The sequence below is a fragment of the Flavobacterium hercynium genome (assembly GCF_002217285.1).
Taxonomy (GTDB): domain Bacteria; phylum Bacteroidota; class Bacteroidia; order Flavobacteriales; family Flavobacteriaceae; genus Flavobacterium; species Flavobacterium hercynium.
The window spans coordinates 1-17,310 of sequence record NZ_MUGW01000046.1; the positions used below are offsets into that span (position 1 = coordinate 1).

Sequence of the window (17,310 nt, forward strand, 5' to 3'; positions counted from 1 at the left end):
CAATATGCATTGATCCGTTTTTATACTGGTGGAAAAAGTCATTGATAATGCGAACAATAAAAGTAATGTACTACTTGCCTTAGCGACCCAATTGGTTTTGAAATTTGTAAGTAATAAAATACCTAATGCAATTTCTAATCCTGTTGCTGTGTAAGCTAAAAAGGGGACTAAACTATCTGGTGCAGCCGGGGTTAAGATTTTGGTGTAATTAACAAAGTTTTGCCAATTACCCCAGGCTGAAACTTCTTTCGGCCACATTCCAAATCGGTCTGCAGAAGCAGATAAAAATCCTGCGCTTAATGCAATGCGTAAAAACCATTCTGCTATTTTTATTTCTGATAATTTCATATTTATTAATTTATATTTTGCTAAGTTGAAAGTACTAATAATAAAGTTTTATTTAAAATAAATTTTAGTTGAAAGAAATAGGGTGAAAAAAACATAAAATCTAAAACAAGTAGATTTTATGTACTTAAAATTGTTAACCTATACAATTATTGAAAAAAAAAAGACATTATAATTTTTGTAGATGATAAACTAATAGGAGGAAAAATTTTCAAATAAAAAAGTAAAGTACTGTACACTAGAAATTTAAATTCAAATAATTTAAATTTAAGTTTAGTTACGTGATGTTTAGAAATAATCAGTGTTCAGATCAGGAATGAATAGAGTTTAGGCATTACGCAAATTGGTAATTTAACTTTAGAATTTCTTAAATACTTGTCTTTTATTCTGATAGATATTATAGAATCGAAATTTCTAAAAAAAACAATGTTAAAATAAAAAAATGCTGTATTCTTACATTTTTTATTTCGCTCCCAATTTTTAATCAGAATGACACTTTCTATCTAAGTTTATATATGAAAAAACTATTAATATTTCTTTTTTTTACCACAGTAAGCTTTGCTCAGTCTATTTATAAAGGAAATGTCAGTGAAGATGGTATGGGGCTTCCGGGAGCGACTATTTGTGTTATAAATACTCTAAAATGTACAACATCTGATTTTGATGGAAATTATTTTATTGAGGCAGGAATTGGCGATCATTTGGAGATTTCATATATAGGAATGGAAAAAAAGATAATTAAAATTACAAATCGGTCCTTGTTAAAAAATGATGAAAGAGTAACTCAGATTTTAAGTAATGATTATATTCAAAATTTGAAAAAAGGCGACGACTCTTTAATCGTTTCAAAACCATCTGGCAAATTTAATTTTGTTTTAAGGAGTGCAAAATTTCGTGATGATGATATAATGAAAATTAGTAGAAATAAGGATGGTTTTTACAATATCAAATCGCGTAATGAGTATAATAAATTGTTTTTTGAAGTACATCAGGAATTTAATGTTTCAACACCATTTCGCTTACCGAAATACCAAACTACTTATGCACAAGGCAGAAATATAAATGGCGGATTAGCATATCAGTCGCCGGAAACAGATGAAATTTTTAGTTGGGGACCAAACGTAAATTCTTTACAATATTCTCAGAATTTTTCTGAATATTATCCACAGGGTACTATTGTGAATCGATCATCATTTGGTGCATCACCATTGCAACTTTACGATCCGAATCATTTTTATCAAAATACAATTGATAGTAAAACGGGATTTAGTGCTCAGATAATAAGTCCAAAAGGAAATTTTTTAAAGGTTAATCTGTCTTATAAAACAGGAAATATTGCAATTCCAGAAACGAAAAATAACGAAATATTAACCTCTTTAAAATATTTCAGAAATGTTTCAAAGTATAGTAAAATTGAAACTCTTTTTTCTTATAACAATTTTGACAATAATTTTTCTAATTCTAATTTTGGTATCAATAAAGTTATTTTTGCCAATGCTGTTACTCCGATTCATTTTGATACTAAATGGGCTTCAACTTTAGAAAATGGTTCCCAAAGAAGTTATTCTCAGTTCGAAAACAATCCTTATTATCTCATAGCAAATAATCAGGACACGAATAAAAGTGAGACCACATCTTTTAGTTTTAAGCATATATATTCGATGAGTAAAAATTTCAATACGATAAATGCAGGTTTTCAGTCTTCTATAATTTCAAATTTAAGCGGGCAGCATTTTTATTTCGCAGGTAATACTCCAAATTTTAATAATAGAATTGAGAAGTTTAAAACTTTTACCGTTTCAGATGTATATAAACGCTCTATTAGAAATGGAGGGTTTGTTGAATCGAAGATTGATTTTAGATTTCAGGAAAGGAATCTGCAAAGAAATTATTTTAGTGGATTTAATACTGCTGAAGACTTTCCTAATCAGAATGCACTTCAAAGTAAGCTAGATGTATCACAAAACAGATTTGAAGTTTTTTCTACTGTGACGGGTTCGTATAATTTCCGGGATATATTTTCTTACTATGATGAAATAGTTTTAAAAGCGATATCAAATTTTAATTATTCATCAACCGTTAGAAATTACATTCTTCCGGGGTCTTTTGTTTCCGCCGAGTTTAAAGAGTTTTTTCATGAACATCTTACTTTTGTATTTAGTCACAGTTATACAGAAACAGAACCCTCACTTCAAAATAATAATCTAAATTTTAATTCATTACGTTACAATGTGAATCAGTTTAAGTTATTAAAGAATGATTTAGAACTGTTTACTCCAAGAAAAGCAGTTGCTATAAGTGAAAATAACGCCAATCTGAATGTAACTTACAGGTCTAGTTATTATTGGAATGTTAATTTGAGTGGCTATTTTAAAAAAGTAATGAATTTATACACACCGGTTTTTAACCTGAATACTGTGAATTGGTCTCCAGATGTGAATTATAAACAAAAAGGTTTTGAATTTTCAGTTGATAAATTGAGTAGTGGTTATAGAAGGTTAGCATATGGTTTCAATTTCAATTTTACCTATTACAGAAACGAAGTAACAAGTCTTAATAATAATCAGTCAAGGATACCATTTGCCGGTTTTGCAGACGTTAATAAAAATTATATTGTAGGACAGCCGCTTGGAGTTATTGTGGGAAACAGTTATTTAAGAGATCAAAATCAGAATATGATTATTGATAGCGATGGTTTTCCGATAAAAGATGTACAACACAAAATTATAGGAAATCCGAATCCTGATTTTGTAGTCGGTTTTTTGAATTCTTTTAACTATAAAAAATTTACACTCCAGCTTTCTTTTGACTGGAGTCAAGGTGGAGAAATCTGGAACGGTACACAGCAGACTTTAAATTATTATGGAAAATCAGAATTGACAGAAAAAGATCGAAATATAACCAATTATGTTTTTCCTGGTGTCACAACGTCCGGAGCTTTAAATACTAAAGTGGTTTCTTTTTACGATGTGAATCTTCCGGTAGAACAAAATCGATGGACAAGATATGGAATAGACGGTGTTGCTGAAAATGCTGTTGAAGATGCAACCTATTTTAGGTTCAATTCGATTAACTTATCTTATCTCAATGACTTTTACGAATATAATAATAACAAGTTAAGTTTTAAGATTGCTCTTTTTGTAAACAACATTTTTATAATTACCAAAAACAGGACAGCTTTTAGTAATAACGCCATGTTTAATTCGATAGATTCAAGTGGGTTAGATTATTTTAATTCACCGCTGATGAGAAGTTTTGGTTCTTCATTAACAATTAAATTTTAAGATAATGAAAAATATAAAATATATTTTCTTTTTAATGATATTTCAAACTGTTTTGGGACAAAATACAGAAGAAAACTGGAACACTGTTTATAAAAACTCAATTACGGAAAAAGTATACTTGCATTTAAACAACGTCTTGTACGAGGCAGGTGAAACTGTTTATTTTAAAGGTTACATTGCAGAAAGCAGTAATACTCCATCTACTTTAAGCGGTTATCTTTATGTAGATGTATTTGATGGAGCTAATCAAAAAATACTTACCCAGAATTACAACATAGATAACGCAAATATAGAGGGTTCCTATTCGATTCCTGAAGGCGCAGCCTCAGGAATGTATAAAATCAAAGCCTATACCAAGGTACAAAATGAGATCGGTGAGAATATTTTTGAAAAGAATTTTTTTGTACAAAAAGTCGTTTCTCCAAGAATATTGATGACACTTGATTTTACAAAAAAAGCTTATGGCAAAGACGAAATTTGTGAGGCCAATTTTGAACTTAAAAATTTAGAAAGTCAGCCGATAAAAAATTATGCTTTTGAATACGATATTTTTGTTGATGGAAAAAAAATTAATTCGCTTCAGGGAAAGACAGATGATCTAGGAAAAGCCGTAGTTGTTTTTAAGCTTCCAAATGATTTAAAATCAAATGATGGAATCTTGAATGTGATGCTGGATTACGACAATTTCAAGGAATCTGTAACACGTTCGATTCCAATTAACCTAAATTTTATTGATCTTCAATTTTTGCCGGAAAGTGGAAATCTTGTGTTAAATGAAGTTTCATCATTATTTTTTATAGCAAAAAATGAATTTGGTCTTCCTATGGATGTGGCCGGATTTATTGAAGATGAAAAAGGAAATAGGGTCAGTGATTTTAAAAGTATTCATGACGGAATGGGAAATGTGATTTTGAAAACCATGAAGGATAAGAAATATTTTGCTGTAGTAACTTCTCCTTTTCAATCTAAAGAGAAAATCGCATTGCCATCTGCCATCAATAACCTTTTTGTATTAAATGCAAAAAAAAATCCTGAAGATGTTATTTTAAATATCTACGCAACGCTGACAATACCAGCAAGATTGCTAGTAAGGAATACAGCTCAGATTTATCAAACGACTGAATTGAATTTAACACAAGGATGGAATTCTGTTACTATAAAAACAGAAGACTTGCCAGTTGGTATTCATTCTTTTTCTTTATTAGTAAAAAATGAAATCGTAGCAGAAAGATTAGTTTTTCTTAATTATCAGGATGGATTAAAAATAGAGATAAAAACAGATAAAGAGATTTATTTGCCAAGAGAAAAAGTAAAAGTTTCAATTCTCACAAAAGATAAAAATAATACGCCAATTGCATCTAATCTTTCCGTTTCCGTAGTCGATTCAAAACTTTTAACTTACATTGATGATAAACAGGATAATCTTTTAACGTGGTTTTATCTGGGTTTTGAACTAAAGGGTAAAATTTACGAGCCTAGATTTTATTTTGATGAAAATAAAAAATTAGAGGATAGGGAACAAGGTATTGATCTGCTTTTAAACACTTACGGCTGGCGAAAATACGACCAAAAAAATCTTCAAGACTTATTAGTAGAAACGAGTACAATAAAACCAGAAACCACTGATATTATTGAGGGTTTTGTTTTAAATCATAAAGATAAGCCGGTTCGCACAAAAGTTTTATTTTTGACAGATCAGGGAAAAGTTTTTGAAACAAAAAGTAATTCAAGTGGTTATTTCCAGTTCCATAAGGTTTCCTTTTCTGATTTAGCGTATTTAGTAGCTGAAGGTAAAAGAAAGGAAGAATATACCATAAAAAATTCATTTACAAATGAAAACGAGTTTGCTAAAATGAAGGATACACTTTCTAATTCAGTTAGTGATAATGTAACCTACAATTACATCAATAAAAAAGAAAGTGGACAAATTGTAAATAATACCAAAATTACGGGAAATTCTGTTTCTTTAGATACGCAACAGTCTTTATTAAACGAAAGTATAGTGGTAGGATATGGTACGGCGTCAAAAAAAAACAATACCACGGGTTCATATGCTACCTTACGCGTACAGTATGAAGAAATCGCAAGTAATATATTAAGCGGCCGTATAACAGGAGTTCAGGTTACATCGGCTTCAGGACAGGTTGGTTCAGCTGATAAAGTCATGATTAGAGGAGCAGGTTCAATTTATGGCAGCAGAGCGGGTGGTCAGCCTTTAATTGTAATAGATGGAATCCCTTATGCCAATAATGAGAGCTCTTCGTTTTTAGGAAGTATTCCTGTAAATAGTATAGAATCAATTTCTATTTTAAAAGATGCATCAGCCTCAGCTATTTATGGTTTAAGTGGTGCATATGGTGTTATTTTGATAAATACAAAAAGCAGGTTATATCAATATCAGGGTAATCAAATTTTTGGAAAAAAACATACTTATACTTTTCAAGATATCTGGAGATCAGGAACAAAAGCATTAAGCGAAGCGGAGTATTTTTATGCACCCAAATATAAAACAGTAATTGTTGAAGAAAAGACTGATTTTAGAAGCTGTATTTACTGGAATTCAATTATCCATACGAACAAGAAAGGCGAGGCTAATTTTGAATTTTATAATTCGGATGATAATACTTCTTTTAAGATTCTGGCAGAAGGAACTTCCTATAAAGGTCATATCGGAAAATCCGAAGCTTCTTATGCTGTTAAAGAATTAATTCAGACAGACGTAAAAGTTCCTGTTTATGCTTCTCAGGATGATGTAATTTTGATACCGGTTTGGTTGAAAAATAATTCAGATAAAAGTCTCCAATTACAATCTAAGCTGGAGTTTAATAAGCAAAATGTACAACAACAGGATTCTGTAATTCATTTAAAACCTAATGAATCAAAAACAATTTATTTGTCATTGTTTTCAAATACAATTGGAAAAAAGCTTCCATTAGAAATTACTCTAACAGGAGAAAATTTAAAATCAAAAATAAAAAAAACGATTGATATCTATTCAAAGGGATTTCCTATGAATATCGATATTTCTGGATCTGGCTCTCAGGTAAAAGATTTTGTTATTACTGAGCCGCTTCCAGGTACAATAGATAGTGGTTTTAAATTATTTTATAATCCATTTTCTTCTATTTTTGATATTTTAGAAGGTATGATGAGTGAGCCTCATGGTTGCTTCGAACAAGTTTCGTCAACCAATTATCCAAACATAATGGCGATGCAATTGTTAGAGTTTAAAAAAGTTTCGCCTGAATTTAAAGAGAAAGTTCTAAATTTTTTAAATAATGGATACCAAAAACTGAAAAATTATGAATCTAAAGATGGTGGTTTCGAATGGTATGGTGGTAATCCCGGTAATGAAGCTCTTACTGCTTATGGCTTATTACAGTTTAATGAAATGAAAAATTTTATCAATGTTGATAAAAAATTAGTGGAACGATCAATAAACTGGCTCAATTCCAGAAAAGATAATAAAGGCGGCTTTAAACAAAATCCGGGAAGATATGGTTTTTCAGGAATAAAATATGAAGTAAATAACGCTTATATTGTGTATGTTTTATCTGAAATAGGAGAGACTAATATTGAAAAAGAATATCAAACTGCGCTACAGGAAGCATTAAAAAGTAATGATTTGTACAGAATGAATTTATTAGCATTATCTTCTTTTAATCTGAAAAAATATGAGGAATACAAACAGTTAATGCAGCTAATAAGAGTAGAAGTAAAAAGACTAGGATTTAAAGAGTTGAGAGCAGAGCAGTCGGTTATAAACAGTTATGGGAAATCAATGAATATTGAAATTGTTTCGCTGTACACTTTAGCCTTGTTAAAAGATCGAACAATTAAAAGAGAAGTCATGTATGCTATAGATTATATTCAGGCTTCAAAAACATCATATGGATTTGGCTCAACACAGGCAACTGCTCTCGCACTAAAATGCATTACAGAGTGTATGAAAATCAATAATATGACTAGTGATTCTTTTTTTTCTGAAGCAACGATGAGTTTAAATAATGAATCGATTGACCTGACTCAAAAAGATAAAAACGGAAACGTAATTCTCAAAGATTTAAAAGCGAATTTAGGGTCTAATAATTTTTCAATTAAGATGCCGAAGGATAGTTATATTCCTTATTTATTTTATGTACAGTATCAAACTTATCGACCAAATAATTCAGAAGAATGTAAGTTGGTTTTAAATACAAAAACGGCAAATAAAAAAGTAAAAATAAGTGAAACTGCACGAGTAGAAATCCAAATTCAAAATAAGAGCAAACAAGAAGTTTCAAATCCAATTGCCCGAATTGGAATTCCTGGAGGATTGACTCCTGAGCCATGGCAATTAAAAGAGCTTACAGAAAAAAACATTGTCGATTATTACGAAATTTTAGGCAATGAACTGGTACTTTACTTCAGAAAATTAAACAGCATGGAAATTCGAAAAGTGAATATCGATTTAAAAGCTATAATTCCGGGTAATTATAAAGCAGTAGCTTCTTCGGCTTATTTGTATTATGAAAATGAACATAGAAACTGGAATTCTGGTTTAGAAATTGAAGTTCTAAAGTAAGTGATTTTTGTTTGTTTTTTGAAAAGATCAAGATTAAGTAAAAAGATTAGATAATCTGAATAAGAAGAAATTCCAAATTCTGGTCATTAATGATATGTTTAATCAGTAAAGGATCATGCCTAAAAGGAATTGTATAAAAAAATCCATAAAATCTAAATAATGTAGATTTTATGGATTTTAAATTTTAGAAATATGCCGGAATAGGATTTACCCTTTTATCCACTTTATTTCTTCGTTTTCTATTGCTACCGTAATAGTGTCGCCATCTTTCACTTCGCCTGCAATGATTTTCTTTGCCAGCGGACGTCTCAGGTGACTTCTAATGATACTTTTAATTGGTCTTGCTCCGTATTTGGCGTTGTATCCGTTTTCTGCCAGGTACAATTTTGCATCCATCGGAATTTCAACTGTTACATTGATGTTTTTAAGTAAATCCATAAATTCCTTTTTAAGGTGGATTTCGAAGATTTTCAATGCATTTTCTTTGCTGATAGGAGCGAAGGGTACAATTTCTGTTAAACGTCCTAAAAACTCTGGTCTGAAATAATTCCCCATAATTTCCATTAAAGAAGAAGAAGTCGGAATCTGACCTTGATTAAATGTTTCTACAATATGATCTGCTCCAATGTTTGACGTAAATAGGATAATTGCATTTGAGAAATCTCCTTCTTTACCTAATCTGTCATGAAGTTTACCTTCGTCCATTATTTGAAGGAAGACATCGTAAACAGAAGCATGTGCTTTTTCGATCTCGTCAAATAATACAATTGAGTATGGTTTTTGTCTGATCTTGTTTACTAGTAAACCACCTTCTTCATAACCAACATATCCCGGAGGAGCTCCATATAATAATGCTGCAGAGTGTTCTTCTTTAAACTCAGACATGTCAAATCGAATGATGGCATTTTCGTCCTGAAAAAGAAATTCTGCTAAGCTTTTTGCTAATTCTGTTTTTCCAGTTCCGGTTGGTCCTAAGAAAAAGAAAGATGCAATAGGTTGTCCTGCTTTGCTTAATCCTGATCTTGATTCTAAAATAGAACCTGCAACGGTTGCAATACAATGATCCTGACCAATAACACGTTTGTTAAGGACTTCCTCAATATTATTTAGTTTTTGCTTTTCTTCTTCTTTTAATTTTCCTGCCGGAATTCCTGTTTTTTTAGCAATAATAAGTGATAAATCAAAAGCTTCTATGTGAACGCGTTTGTCTAATGCTTTTTGCTCCAGTGTATTAATTAATGTCTCAATATGTTCAATTAGTGATGCCGCATTGTCGAATGTTTTGTTTTCGTTTTCTTCGTCTACATCAATTAAAAAAGCAGTTTTATTAATTAAATCTGTTAAGAACCAATTGGCTTCTTTGATTAATTGCTCTTCGGATAATTCGGCTTCGTTTTTCTTTAAAACGGCAAGTTTATCAACGATCGTTTGTTTTTCTTTTAAGAATGTTTCACCAGATGTTTTTAAAACTGACATCGTATGGTCAATCAGGTTTATAGCTGATTCCGGAAGACTTTTTTCTTTTAAATAACGTCGTGATAATCGAATAGATTCAGATATAGTTTCGTCATCTATTTGAATTTTGTGATGATCCTGATACGTTTTGATAGACTCGCGAATCATTCTGAATAGCGTTTCATCGTCTGCTTCTTCCAGTTTTACCAGTTCGAACATTCCGGATAAACCTTGTTCTTTTTCGATTCTTTTTGAGTATTCATCGATAGTAGAAGTAGCAATAATCGTTAATCCTTTGGCTAATTCTCCTTTTAAAACATTTGAAACTCCTGAATCACCACCATTTTTATCCAGTAATGTATGGATTTCTTCGATGATTAGAATTGCTTTTGGATATTGTCTTAACTCCTGAATACAGTTTTTTAAGCGGTCTTCTATTTCGCCTTTGTACGATGCTCCTGCAATTAGCGAAGATAAATCTAATTCAAAAAGCTGTACTTTGTTTAAAGCATCCGGAACCTGATTTGAAATTACATTTTGAACCAAGGTATCAATCAGAATAGATTTTCCGATTCCTCTGTCTCCAATAAGTAAAACATTGGGTTTAGAGAAACGGCAAAGGATTTCTTTTATAGTGTTTAATTCTATTTCGCGACCAATAGCTGGAATGCGTTTGGCCTTTTTTTCTATGTTTTTATGAATGCAGTATTTTCCTAAGAAGCCTTTTTTTACTTCTTGTTTTGCGCCGGGAACATTTGTGTCAGGAATAACAATTTGATCTTCCAGCAGTTCATTTCTGGAGATCGGATATGTCTTCATCTGGTCAAAACTAAAAGCTACTCCTGGCGAGCTAATCGCAACAACGATGGCGTATAGTGTAATTTCATCTTCGTTTAATAAAACGCGAACCGCTTCAGCTTCATTAATGATTTCATCAATAGTGTCGGCCGGTTCAGCATCCATAACATGATTTGTTTTGGGTTCGTCTTCCATTCGGACTTCAGCCCATTCATCAAGATAATAAACGTCTTTTCCCATGGCTTCCAAACGTTTTAAAAGAGATAAATCCCTGTTTAAAATCGCTTTGAGCAGGTGTGAGGCTGAATAAAATTTGTTTGAATTGGTCTTGGCAATTTTTTTAGCAATTTCAAGTGCACTTAATAATTCTACGCTAAAAACGTTTTTTTCTTCTTCCATACAATTTAATCTTTAGACCAGATCATGAATTTTTTTACTTTATAACTAATATCTAATCCCTTAACACAGTTGCTTTGTTTGTCTTTGTTAAGGCGTATTGATTCAATTTTTATCTTTTTTCCTTTGATTGCAGCACATAATTGCGAAAAAGTTATAAGATCAGCGTCATTTTTAACTACAGGAGCTTCAAGATCATCGCATAAAAATTCTGCAAAATCATCTTTTACTTTGCTGCCTTCTGCTACTTTTAGTAATAAAATTTCGAATTGATCTTCAGATATTTTAGGTGCTTTTTTAGTAGAGCTAACGCTGTCTTTTTCTGTTTTTGTTTTAGGGGCTACAGGAACGTATTGCAGCATTTCTTCTAATGGATCTTTTTTAACCGGTCCTCTTGGTAAGGCAAAAGCTTCGGCCTTTTTTTCGTATTCATAGGACATTACATCCAGCGGATTGGTCTTTTTGATTACTTTTGGATGAACATAAATAACCTTCTTCGCTACAGTGCTAAAGTTTCCGTTGGTAACAAGTGTAATTGTTTTTTCTCCCGGTGTGCTAAATGTATAAACGGCAGTCGAAGATGTTTCGTCTATTCCTTTGTTTTCTCCAAATGCCCATTCCCATGTTCTTGCTTCTTCAGAGGTTGATTTGAAATAAGCAGGCTGTCCAACGGTGATTGTTTTTGGAACAATAATTTTTGGAGTTCCCATTACATCTTCTGCGTATTTGTCTTTTATTTTGAGTACTCGGTTGTGTACACAGTTTCCGTTTATTGTTAAAGTGACGATGTATTCTCCAGGTTTTTTGTAAACATGAAAAGTATGCATTCTTACATCAGTATCGGTGCCATCTCCGAAGTCCCATTTCCATGAATTTGCATTAGGCGTTTTGTCGTAAAACTCAACAGACTCTTCGGTTTGATAATGATCAGCAAAAATGTAAAATTTTGCATCTTCACAATCTACATGGTTGAACAACTGTAAAATAAATATTATGATTCCTAGTGATAACATGATGACAAAGAAAAATACAACTCTAATATCAATATTCTTATTATTCATTTCTAAAATTTAAGTTTTACGCGAAGTAAGAGATTTTTTAACAAAAAGAAAGCAAAAATAAGTTTTATTATTTTAATACAGCCTAAATTATTACTATAAAAATTACAAAAAATATTTGTATTCTTACAGAATAATTTATTACGTTTGCAACCATATGTTTTTGAAAAGTAAATAAATTCATAAGAATTGAATTTACTTAGAAAACGTTGTAATTGTGGGGACTTTTACACTAAATGAAAAAAAGCAGTTTTGCTTTTTAATGTTGTTGGATATTTAGAATGAAATAAGGTGAGTTACCTGATTTTGAAAATCTTTTTTCAAAATCGGTAAAAAATAAATAGGATATTTATATGAGGCAGGCGATTTTTTTAATTCTACTAATGCATTTTTCTACAGAATGTTTTGCTCAGAAATATATTTCTCAAATTCCGTTTAAATACGATTATTCGCTTAAGCTTTTAAAAGAACAGGCTCAAATGGATAAAGGAGGTTTAAAGAATAAGTCGATTGTAAACGATAATTCAGAAAATTTGAGCGATGAGATTCTGGCATTAAAAGAAAAGTATTCTATTGTACTTGCTGTAATGCCAGTAAAAATTACAAACTACAGATTATACGGTTATATTGATCCCTGGATTAATACACCTTACCAGGAAAAAAGTTTTTCTAAAAAAGGAATTGACTGCGCTTACTTTCTGCAGTCGCTCTACAGTGATGTTTATAAAGTTACTCTTCCAAAAGATCCTGCTGGAATGTGGAAATCAAAATCGATTCAAATTTTTACCGGAAGAAGTTTCTTAACTGAAGGTGACCTGATATTTTTCAGATACGACAAGGATCATCCAATATCTGATGTGGCTTTATATCTGCACAACGATAGAATTTTAGCATGTACCGATAAGGGACTTGCAATATATAATTTCAATGATGAATATTTTCAATTACGTTATATAGGCGCTGGACGAATCAATGAAGATGCAAAGAAAAAATAACAAAAGTCTTGAGGATCTGGTATATGAAATAGAAAATATTTCATACGATATTAGAGCCGAAGTTATCACCAATGAACTCATTGAGAATAATGTCCTGAATCAGGATGAAATTACGATTTCTAATAATGGACAGTTTTCAAGAGCCTATAGAAGTGATATTTTAGGCGCAAAGATTCAGGATGATAATTACGATAAATACGAATATCTTAATATCGAATTATCGCGTGACAGTATTTATGATGCATTGCCGGAAGGTTTTGTACACAGTTTAACAGAGAATAATGCTGATAAATCTGTTAGGCAGATGATCAGAGAACATAAGCATCAGAAAAAACAGGAAGCGGAAGCCCGTAATTTCTTTACACCTTTTGAGAATGAAATTTTTCATTATCGTACAAAAATTGAAGGTGTAGAAAGAGACTTTTTGTATAAGTTAAACGGTAGTAAACCTTTGGATTTTTTCTATGACTTCTGGGGATTATCACATGAATATCCGGCAGTTTTGGTGTCAAAATTTATTCAGTTGCTGCCTTATTCTTATAAAATCGTTGGAAATATTGATTTAGCCTGCCAGTGTCTGTCAAGTATTATCGAAGAACAAGTTAGGTTTACAACGGTTAGTTCTAAAGAGTTTCGCGACGATGGACAAACTGTTAAACTTGGAGAAAACAGGTTAGGCGTTGATTTTATTACCGGAAATAATTATATGGACTATTCTATGAATCTAACTATTAAAATAGGTCCAATAGCAAATAAAGCTTATCATTTATATGTAAATGATGGGGAAATTAAAAAATTTATAGATTGTTTTTGCGAACATTTTTTCCCGATGGAAGTAGAGGTAAAAACAGTCTTATTAATGAACAAAGAAACAGAAGAGTTTAATTTTAATAAACAACCTGTGTTAGGGTATACAACACGAATTTAAAAATGGTAAAAAAGCATTTAGGAGCACTTATTGACGTTAGGCTTATTGTATTTTTAGTCGTAATAGTAGCAATTAGCGTTATACTTACGATGGTATTTAGTGACAAGGTAAAGGAGTTTGCTACAAAGTATAAGAGAAGATTTTATATCTACGTTTTTTCATTTGTACTGATCTATGCTTTGGTTGGTTTTTTGGGTTACAATAAATTATTTACAGAGTTGTCTGATGAATTTCTTTTCTATCAGATCGCTTCGTTGCTCTTTGGTATTTTGAATGTGTACTTATATCGATGGTATTTTGATGAATTTGATTTAAAAGATGTTGTTGGTATCGAATTATTATTTTCATTATTGATCACTTTATATTCAAGTATATTATTTGTTATTATTTATACAGCTTTAAATGGTTTGGCTTTAACTTTTATAATGTGTTCACATTTCTTAGTTTTTATCGTACCAACCGGTGTTTATGCGGTATTTAATTATATGATGCAAATACCTCCTAAAGAGTATGTTACATGGAGGATACCAGAAAGAAAAGATCCGTTTCCTGAAATAGAAAACGTACAAATGAAGGATTTATTGCTGATTACACTTTTAATTCAGAAAAAACCTGACAGTACCAACTATACTTCGATAAGATCTAAAGGTCCTGTAAGAATTGATTTCGGAGCACTTTTTTATCATACTGTTTCCGGATATAACGAACATAATGCGGATAGTAAGATTGAATTAAAGCATAACGGAGAAAATTGCAATTGGGTATTTTTTCTTCAGCCAAAATGGTATCAGTCAGCTAAATATGTAGATGGGAAATATACATTAGGAATGAATGGAATAACGGAGAATTCAGTTATTATTTGTAAAAGACAGATTGAAAAAGAAATTCAGCCTGTTAAAAATGATAAAGGCGATAAGGGTTTTATGTTTGAGCCTAAAATGCAGGAAGCAAAATAATTTGCTTTACAGATAAAATAAAAAAAAACAGTTTATTTAAAATAAATGCGCAATACGCGTCATTACTGGGGTTTTAACCCGAATAAGCTTGTTATAAGTTCCTTAAGAAGTTCTTTGAAAAATAATAAAAAGAAAATAACGAATATAAAATGAAGGTAAATTTTTTAGTGCTCTTTTTAGTTTTTGCTTTTGGTAAAAATGCAGTGGCTCAGAATATATCGATACAAGTTCTGTCTGCTGTCGAAAAAGATAAAGTATTAAGTAATGCGGAGGTAGTAGTTCAACGAAACGGAGAATCATCGACTAAACAATTTACAAATGAAAGTGGAAAAGTAACAATCAATGGTGGTTTTCAAGATGATTCCAATACATTATTGATTATTAAGAAAGATAATTATTCGAGTCTTGTAGTAAAGTGTCCATGTAATGAATTGACCTATGCTTTAAGCCCGGTTATGAAAAATCTGGATGGAATGCGAATTGTTTTGAACTGGGGAAGATATCCGGAGGATTTAGATTCTCATTTGAGTTTTCAGGGGAATCATATTTATTTTCAAAATAAAAAAGGTGCTTTGTCAAATCTTGATGTTGATGATACTGATAGTTATGGTCCTGAAACGATAACAATAGAAAATAAAAAATTTGGAGTTGAGTATCATTATTTCGTTCATGATTATTCAAACAGAGAGGATTTAGATTCTTATAAATTATCAGGAAGTCAGGCAAAAGTATTTGTTTATGTAGGGCAATCATTGGTTAAGACATACTATGTGCCAACAGATAAAAAAGGAAATGTATGGAACTTGTTTAAAATAAATAAGAACGGTGAAATTGTAGATATCAACAGAATAATTTCTAAAACGAAGAAAGAAGTTGGTCTTGATAATCCTAATCAGCAAGAGACAGAAGAAGAAGTTTATGTTGCTAGTAATGACAAAAAAACGGCTTTGGCGTTGAATAAAAAAGGAGATTTGGCTTATCAGGCTAAAGATGTAGACGGAGCTTTAAGTTTTTATAAGCAAGCGTTGGAGTATTATCCAACATTTGGACAGGCGTATGGCAATTTGGGGCTAATGTATATTAAGAAAGGATTAAAGGCAGAAGCAATTTATGCAAATAGAAAGGCGATAAGCTATGCTTCCGGTAATTCTATTAACATCACAAAGGCTAGTGCATATTACAATATTGCCAAAATTTTTGAGAATGATAATGATTTTGAAGAGGCTTTAAATTATTACAAACTCGCAAAAGAACATAAAGAGAATGTAGTTTATGATAATGCAATAAGTAGAGTACAAAACAAAATATAGAGAATTAGATAAGAGTTAAAATCTTATTTCAAATAAAAAACATAAATAATTATGATTGAAAAATTACATCATTTTCCCGTAAACTGGATTGATGGGATGAAAATAAACAAGAATCACTTTTTAGCTATTCAGGATAATGTTTCTGAATTGGTAAATGATGCGATTGGAATTCATACTACTCCCATTAGTTATGGATTATTAGATTCTGGAAATCAAAATAAGGAAGCTACTAAAATCACATTAGGTGTTGATAACCATAAATTGCTTCGTGTACGTGTAGAAGAGTGTCATGCTATTACACCAAACGGATCAAGAATAGAAATCAGTAAAAGTAATACGGACACATTAGATCTTCAGGTACCTTATCCTGAAGGAACTTACGAAATGAAACCGGGTGAACAAATGGTATTGCTGGCTTGTATTTCTGTAAATACTAAAAAAAGAATTCCGTTTGGCGAGCCGGATCCGGATGAGGTTCCGCCAAGATATCCTTTTACACAGCCTGATTATAAACTTCATTTAATCAAAGCAGATGAATTTCGTTCAGGAATTGGATATGGAGGTTTTTATTTAGCAATTGGAAAAGTACTTATTGGAGATACGACTATACTTGATGAAAATTATATTCCGCCATCAGTAACCGTTTCCTGTCATCCAAAGCTAATAGACATACAGGCACAAATTGCGCGCTCATTAGGGCAGATCGAAATTTATTCGGTGCAAATTTCTCAAAAAATCAATAGAAGTCAGCAAACAGGAGTTTTGGCTCAGACTGTAATGCAGTTGGCTGATAATACGGGGTTTTTCTTAGGGAATTGCTTAACGCAGTTTCGCTGGTTCTCACTGCACCAGCATCCTGCATCAATGTTAAGTACAGTTGTTTCTTTTGCCAGAGTAATGAAGAATTTTATTGATTCGAAATCTGGTGCAGGAAAAGAGGAATTACTGAATTATTTTGCAGAATGGTGTGATATATCTCAGGGAGATTTAGAAATTCTTTTCACTACGCTTATCAATGCAGGATACGATCACGTTCATATTGATAAAACAGCAACTTTAGCTATTAATTCACTTACTAAGATAGAAACGTTATTCGAAACACTTTATAGACTGGATTATATTGGGAAGAAGAAAGAGAATATCGAATTATTCGTTGCAGAGACGGACAAGAAAGATATCATTCAGAACCCGAAACGTCACGGTTTTTTTATAAAAGATTAA

The 17,310-nt window shown here is 31.5% G+C and carries 10 protein-coding genes; 7 read left to right on the plus strand and 3 right to left on the minus strand.

The genetic code is table 11. The features are described 5' to 3' along the window. Positions 1-348: MauE/DoxX family redox-associated membrane protein (locus B0A66_RS18560; RefSeq protein ID WP_089051358.1), on the minus strand; the 348-nt coding region annotated here is incomplete at its 3' end. A gap of 512 nt (positions 349-860) precedes the next feature. On the opposite strand from B0A66_RS18560, the gene B0A66_RS18565 reads away from it, so the two are divergent. After that, positions 861-3,629, plus strand: a complete 2,769-nt coding sequence (locus B0A66_RS18565; protein WP_089051359.1) for a carboxypeptidase-like regulatory domain-containing protein — start codon at positions 861-863, stop codon at positions 3,627-3,629. A gap of 4 nt (positions 3,630-3,633) precedes the next feature. Continuing rightward, complete coding sequence (locus tag B0A66_RS18570; protein ID WP_089051360.1) at positions 3,634-8,193, plus strand: TonB-dependent receptor plug domain-containing protein; 4,560 nt, start codon at positions 3,634-3,636, stop codon at positions 8,191-8,193. 207 nt (positions 8,194-8,400) lie between these two features. Here B0A66_RS18570 and B0A66_RS18575 read toward each other — a convergent pair whose 3' ends face one another. Both B0A66_RS18575 and B0A66_RS18580 read right to left on the minus strand, forming a co-directional pair. Continuing rightward, entirely contained in the window at positions 8,401-10,845 is a 2,445-nt protein-coding gene (locus B0A66_RS18575; protein ID WP_089051361.1) for an AAA family ATPase, read from the minus strand. A 5-nt stretch (positions 10,846-10,850) separates the two neighbouring features. Further along, positions 10,851-11,903 carry a PKD domain-containing protein gene (locus B0A66_RS18580; RefSeq protein WP_089051362.1) on the minus strand — a complete coding sequence of 351 codons (1,053 nt, stop codon included), beginning with the start codon at positions 11,901-11,903 and terminating at the stop codon, positions 10,851-10,853. A 350-nt stretch (positions 11,904-12,253) separates the two neighbouring features. On the opposite strand from B0A66_RS18580, the gene B0A66_RS18585 reads away from it, so the two are divergent. The 5 genes from B0A66_RS18585 (at position 12,254) to B0A66_RS18605 (ending at position 17,310) form a co-directional block, all read left to right on the plus strand. Next, positions 12,254-12,895, plus strand: a complete 642-nt coding sequence (locus B0A66_RS18585; protein ID WP_089051363.1) for a C40 family peptidase — start codon at positions 12,254-12,256, stop codon at positions 12,893-12,895. Continuing rightward, positions 12,879-13,823: a type VI secretion system baseplate subunit TssG gene (locus tag B0A66_RS18590; RefSeq protein WP_123868262.1), complete on the plus strand. Its 945-nt coding sequence runs from the start codon at positions 12,879-12,881 to the stop codon at positions 13,821-13,823. The genes B0A66_RS18585 and B0A66_RS18590 overlap by 17 nt, the downstream gene beginning before the upstream one ends. Before the next feature lie 2 nt (positions 13,824-13,825). After that, complete coding sequence (locus B0A66_RS18595; protein ID WP_089051365.1) at positions 13,826-14,779, plus strand: TssN family type VI secretion system protein; 954 nt, start codon at positions 13,826-13,828, stop codon at positions 14,777-14,779. A 149-nt stretch (positions 14,780-14,928) separates the two neighbouring features. Further along, complete coding sequence (locus B0A66_RS18600; RefSeq protein ID WP_089051366.1) at positions 14,929-16,089, plus strand: tetratricopeptide repeat protein; 1,161 nt, start codon at positions 14,929-14,931, stop codon at positions 16,087-16,089. Positions 16,090-16,140: 51 nt separating this feature from the next. Further along, positions 16,141-17,310, plus strand: a complete 1,170-nt coding sequence (locus tag B0A66_RS18605; RefSeq protein WP_089051367.1) for a hypothetical protein — start codon at positions 16,141-16,143, stop codon at positions 17,308-17,310.

What these genes read in the sequence shown, in the direction of transcription:
- B0A66_RS18590 (WP_123868262.1), top strand. Translation starts at nt 12,879, where the DNA reads ATGCAAAGAAAAAATAACAAAAGTCTTGAGGATCTGGTATATGAAATA.
- B0A66_RS18600 (WP_089051366.1), top strand. Translation starts at nt 14,929, where the DNA reads ATGAAGGTAAATTTTTTAGTGCTCTTTTTAGTTTTTGCTTTTGGTAAA.
- B0A66_RS18570 (WP_089051360.1), top strand. Translation starts at nt 3,634, where the DNA reads ATGAAAAATATAAAATATATTTTCTTTTTAATGATATTTCAAACTGTT.
- B0A66_RS18605 (WP_089051367.1), top strand. Translation starts at nt 16,141, where the DNA reads ATGATTGAAAAATTACATCATTTTCCCGTAAACTGGATTGATGGGATG.
- B0A66_RS18565 (WP_089051359.1), top strand. Translation starts at nt 861, where the DNA reads ATGAAAAAACTATTAATATTTCTTTTTTTTACCACAGTAAGCTTTGCT.
- B0A66_RS18595 (WP_089051365.1), top strand. Translation starts at nt 13,826, where the DNA reads ATGGTAAAAAAGCATTTAGGAGCACTTATTGACGTTAGGCTTATTGTA.
- B0A66_RS18580 (WP_089051362.1), bottom strand. Translation starts at nt 11,903, where the DNA reads ATGAATAATAAGAATATTGATATTAGAGTTGTATTTTTCTTTGTCATC.
- B0A66_RS18575 (WP_089051361.1), bottom strand. Translation starts at nt 10,845, where the DNA reads ATGGAAGAAGAAAAAAACGTTTTTAGCGTAGAATTATTAAGTGCACTT.
- B0A66_RS18585 (WP_089051363.1), top strand. Translation starts at nt 12,254, where the DNA reads ATGAGGCAGGCGATTTTTTTAATTCTACTAATGCATTTTTCTACAGAA.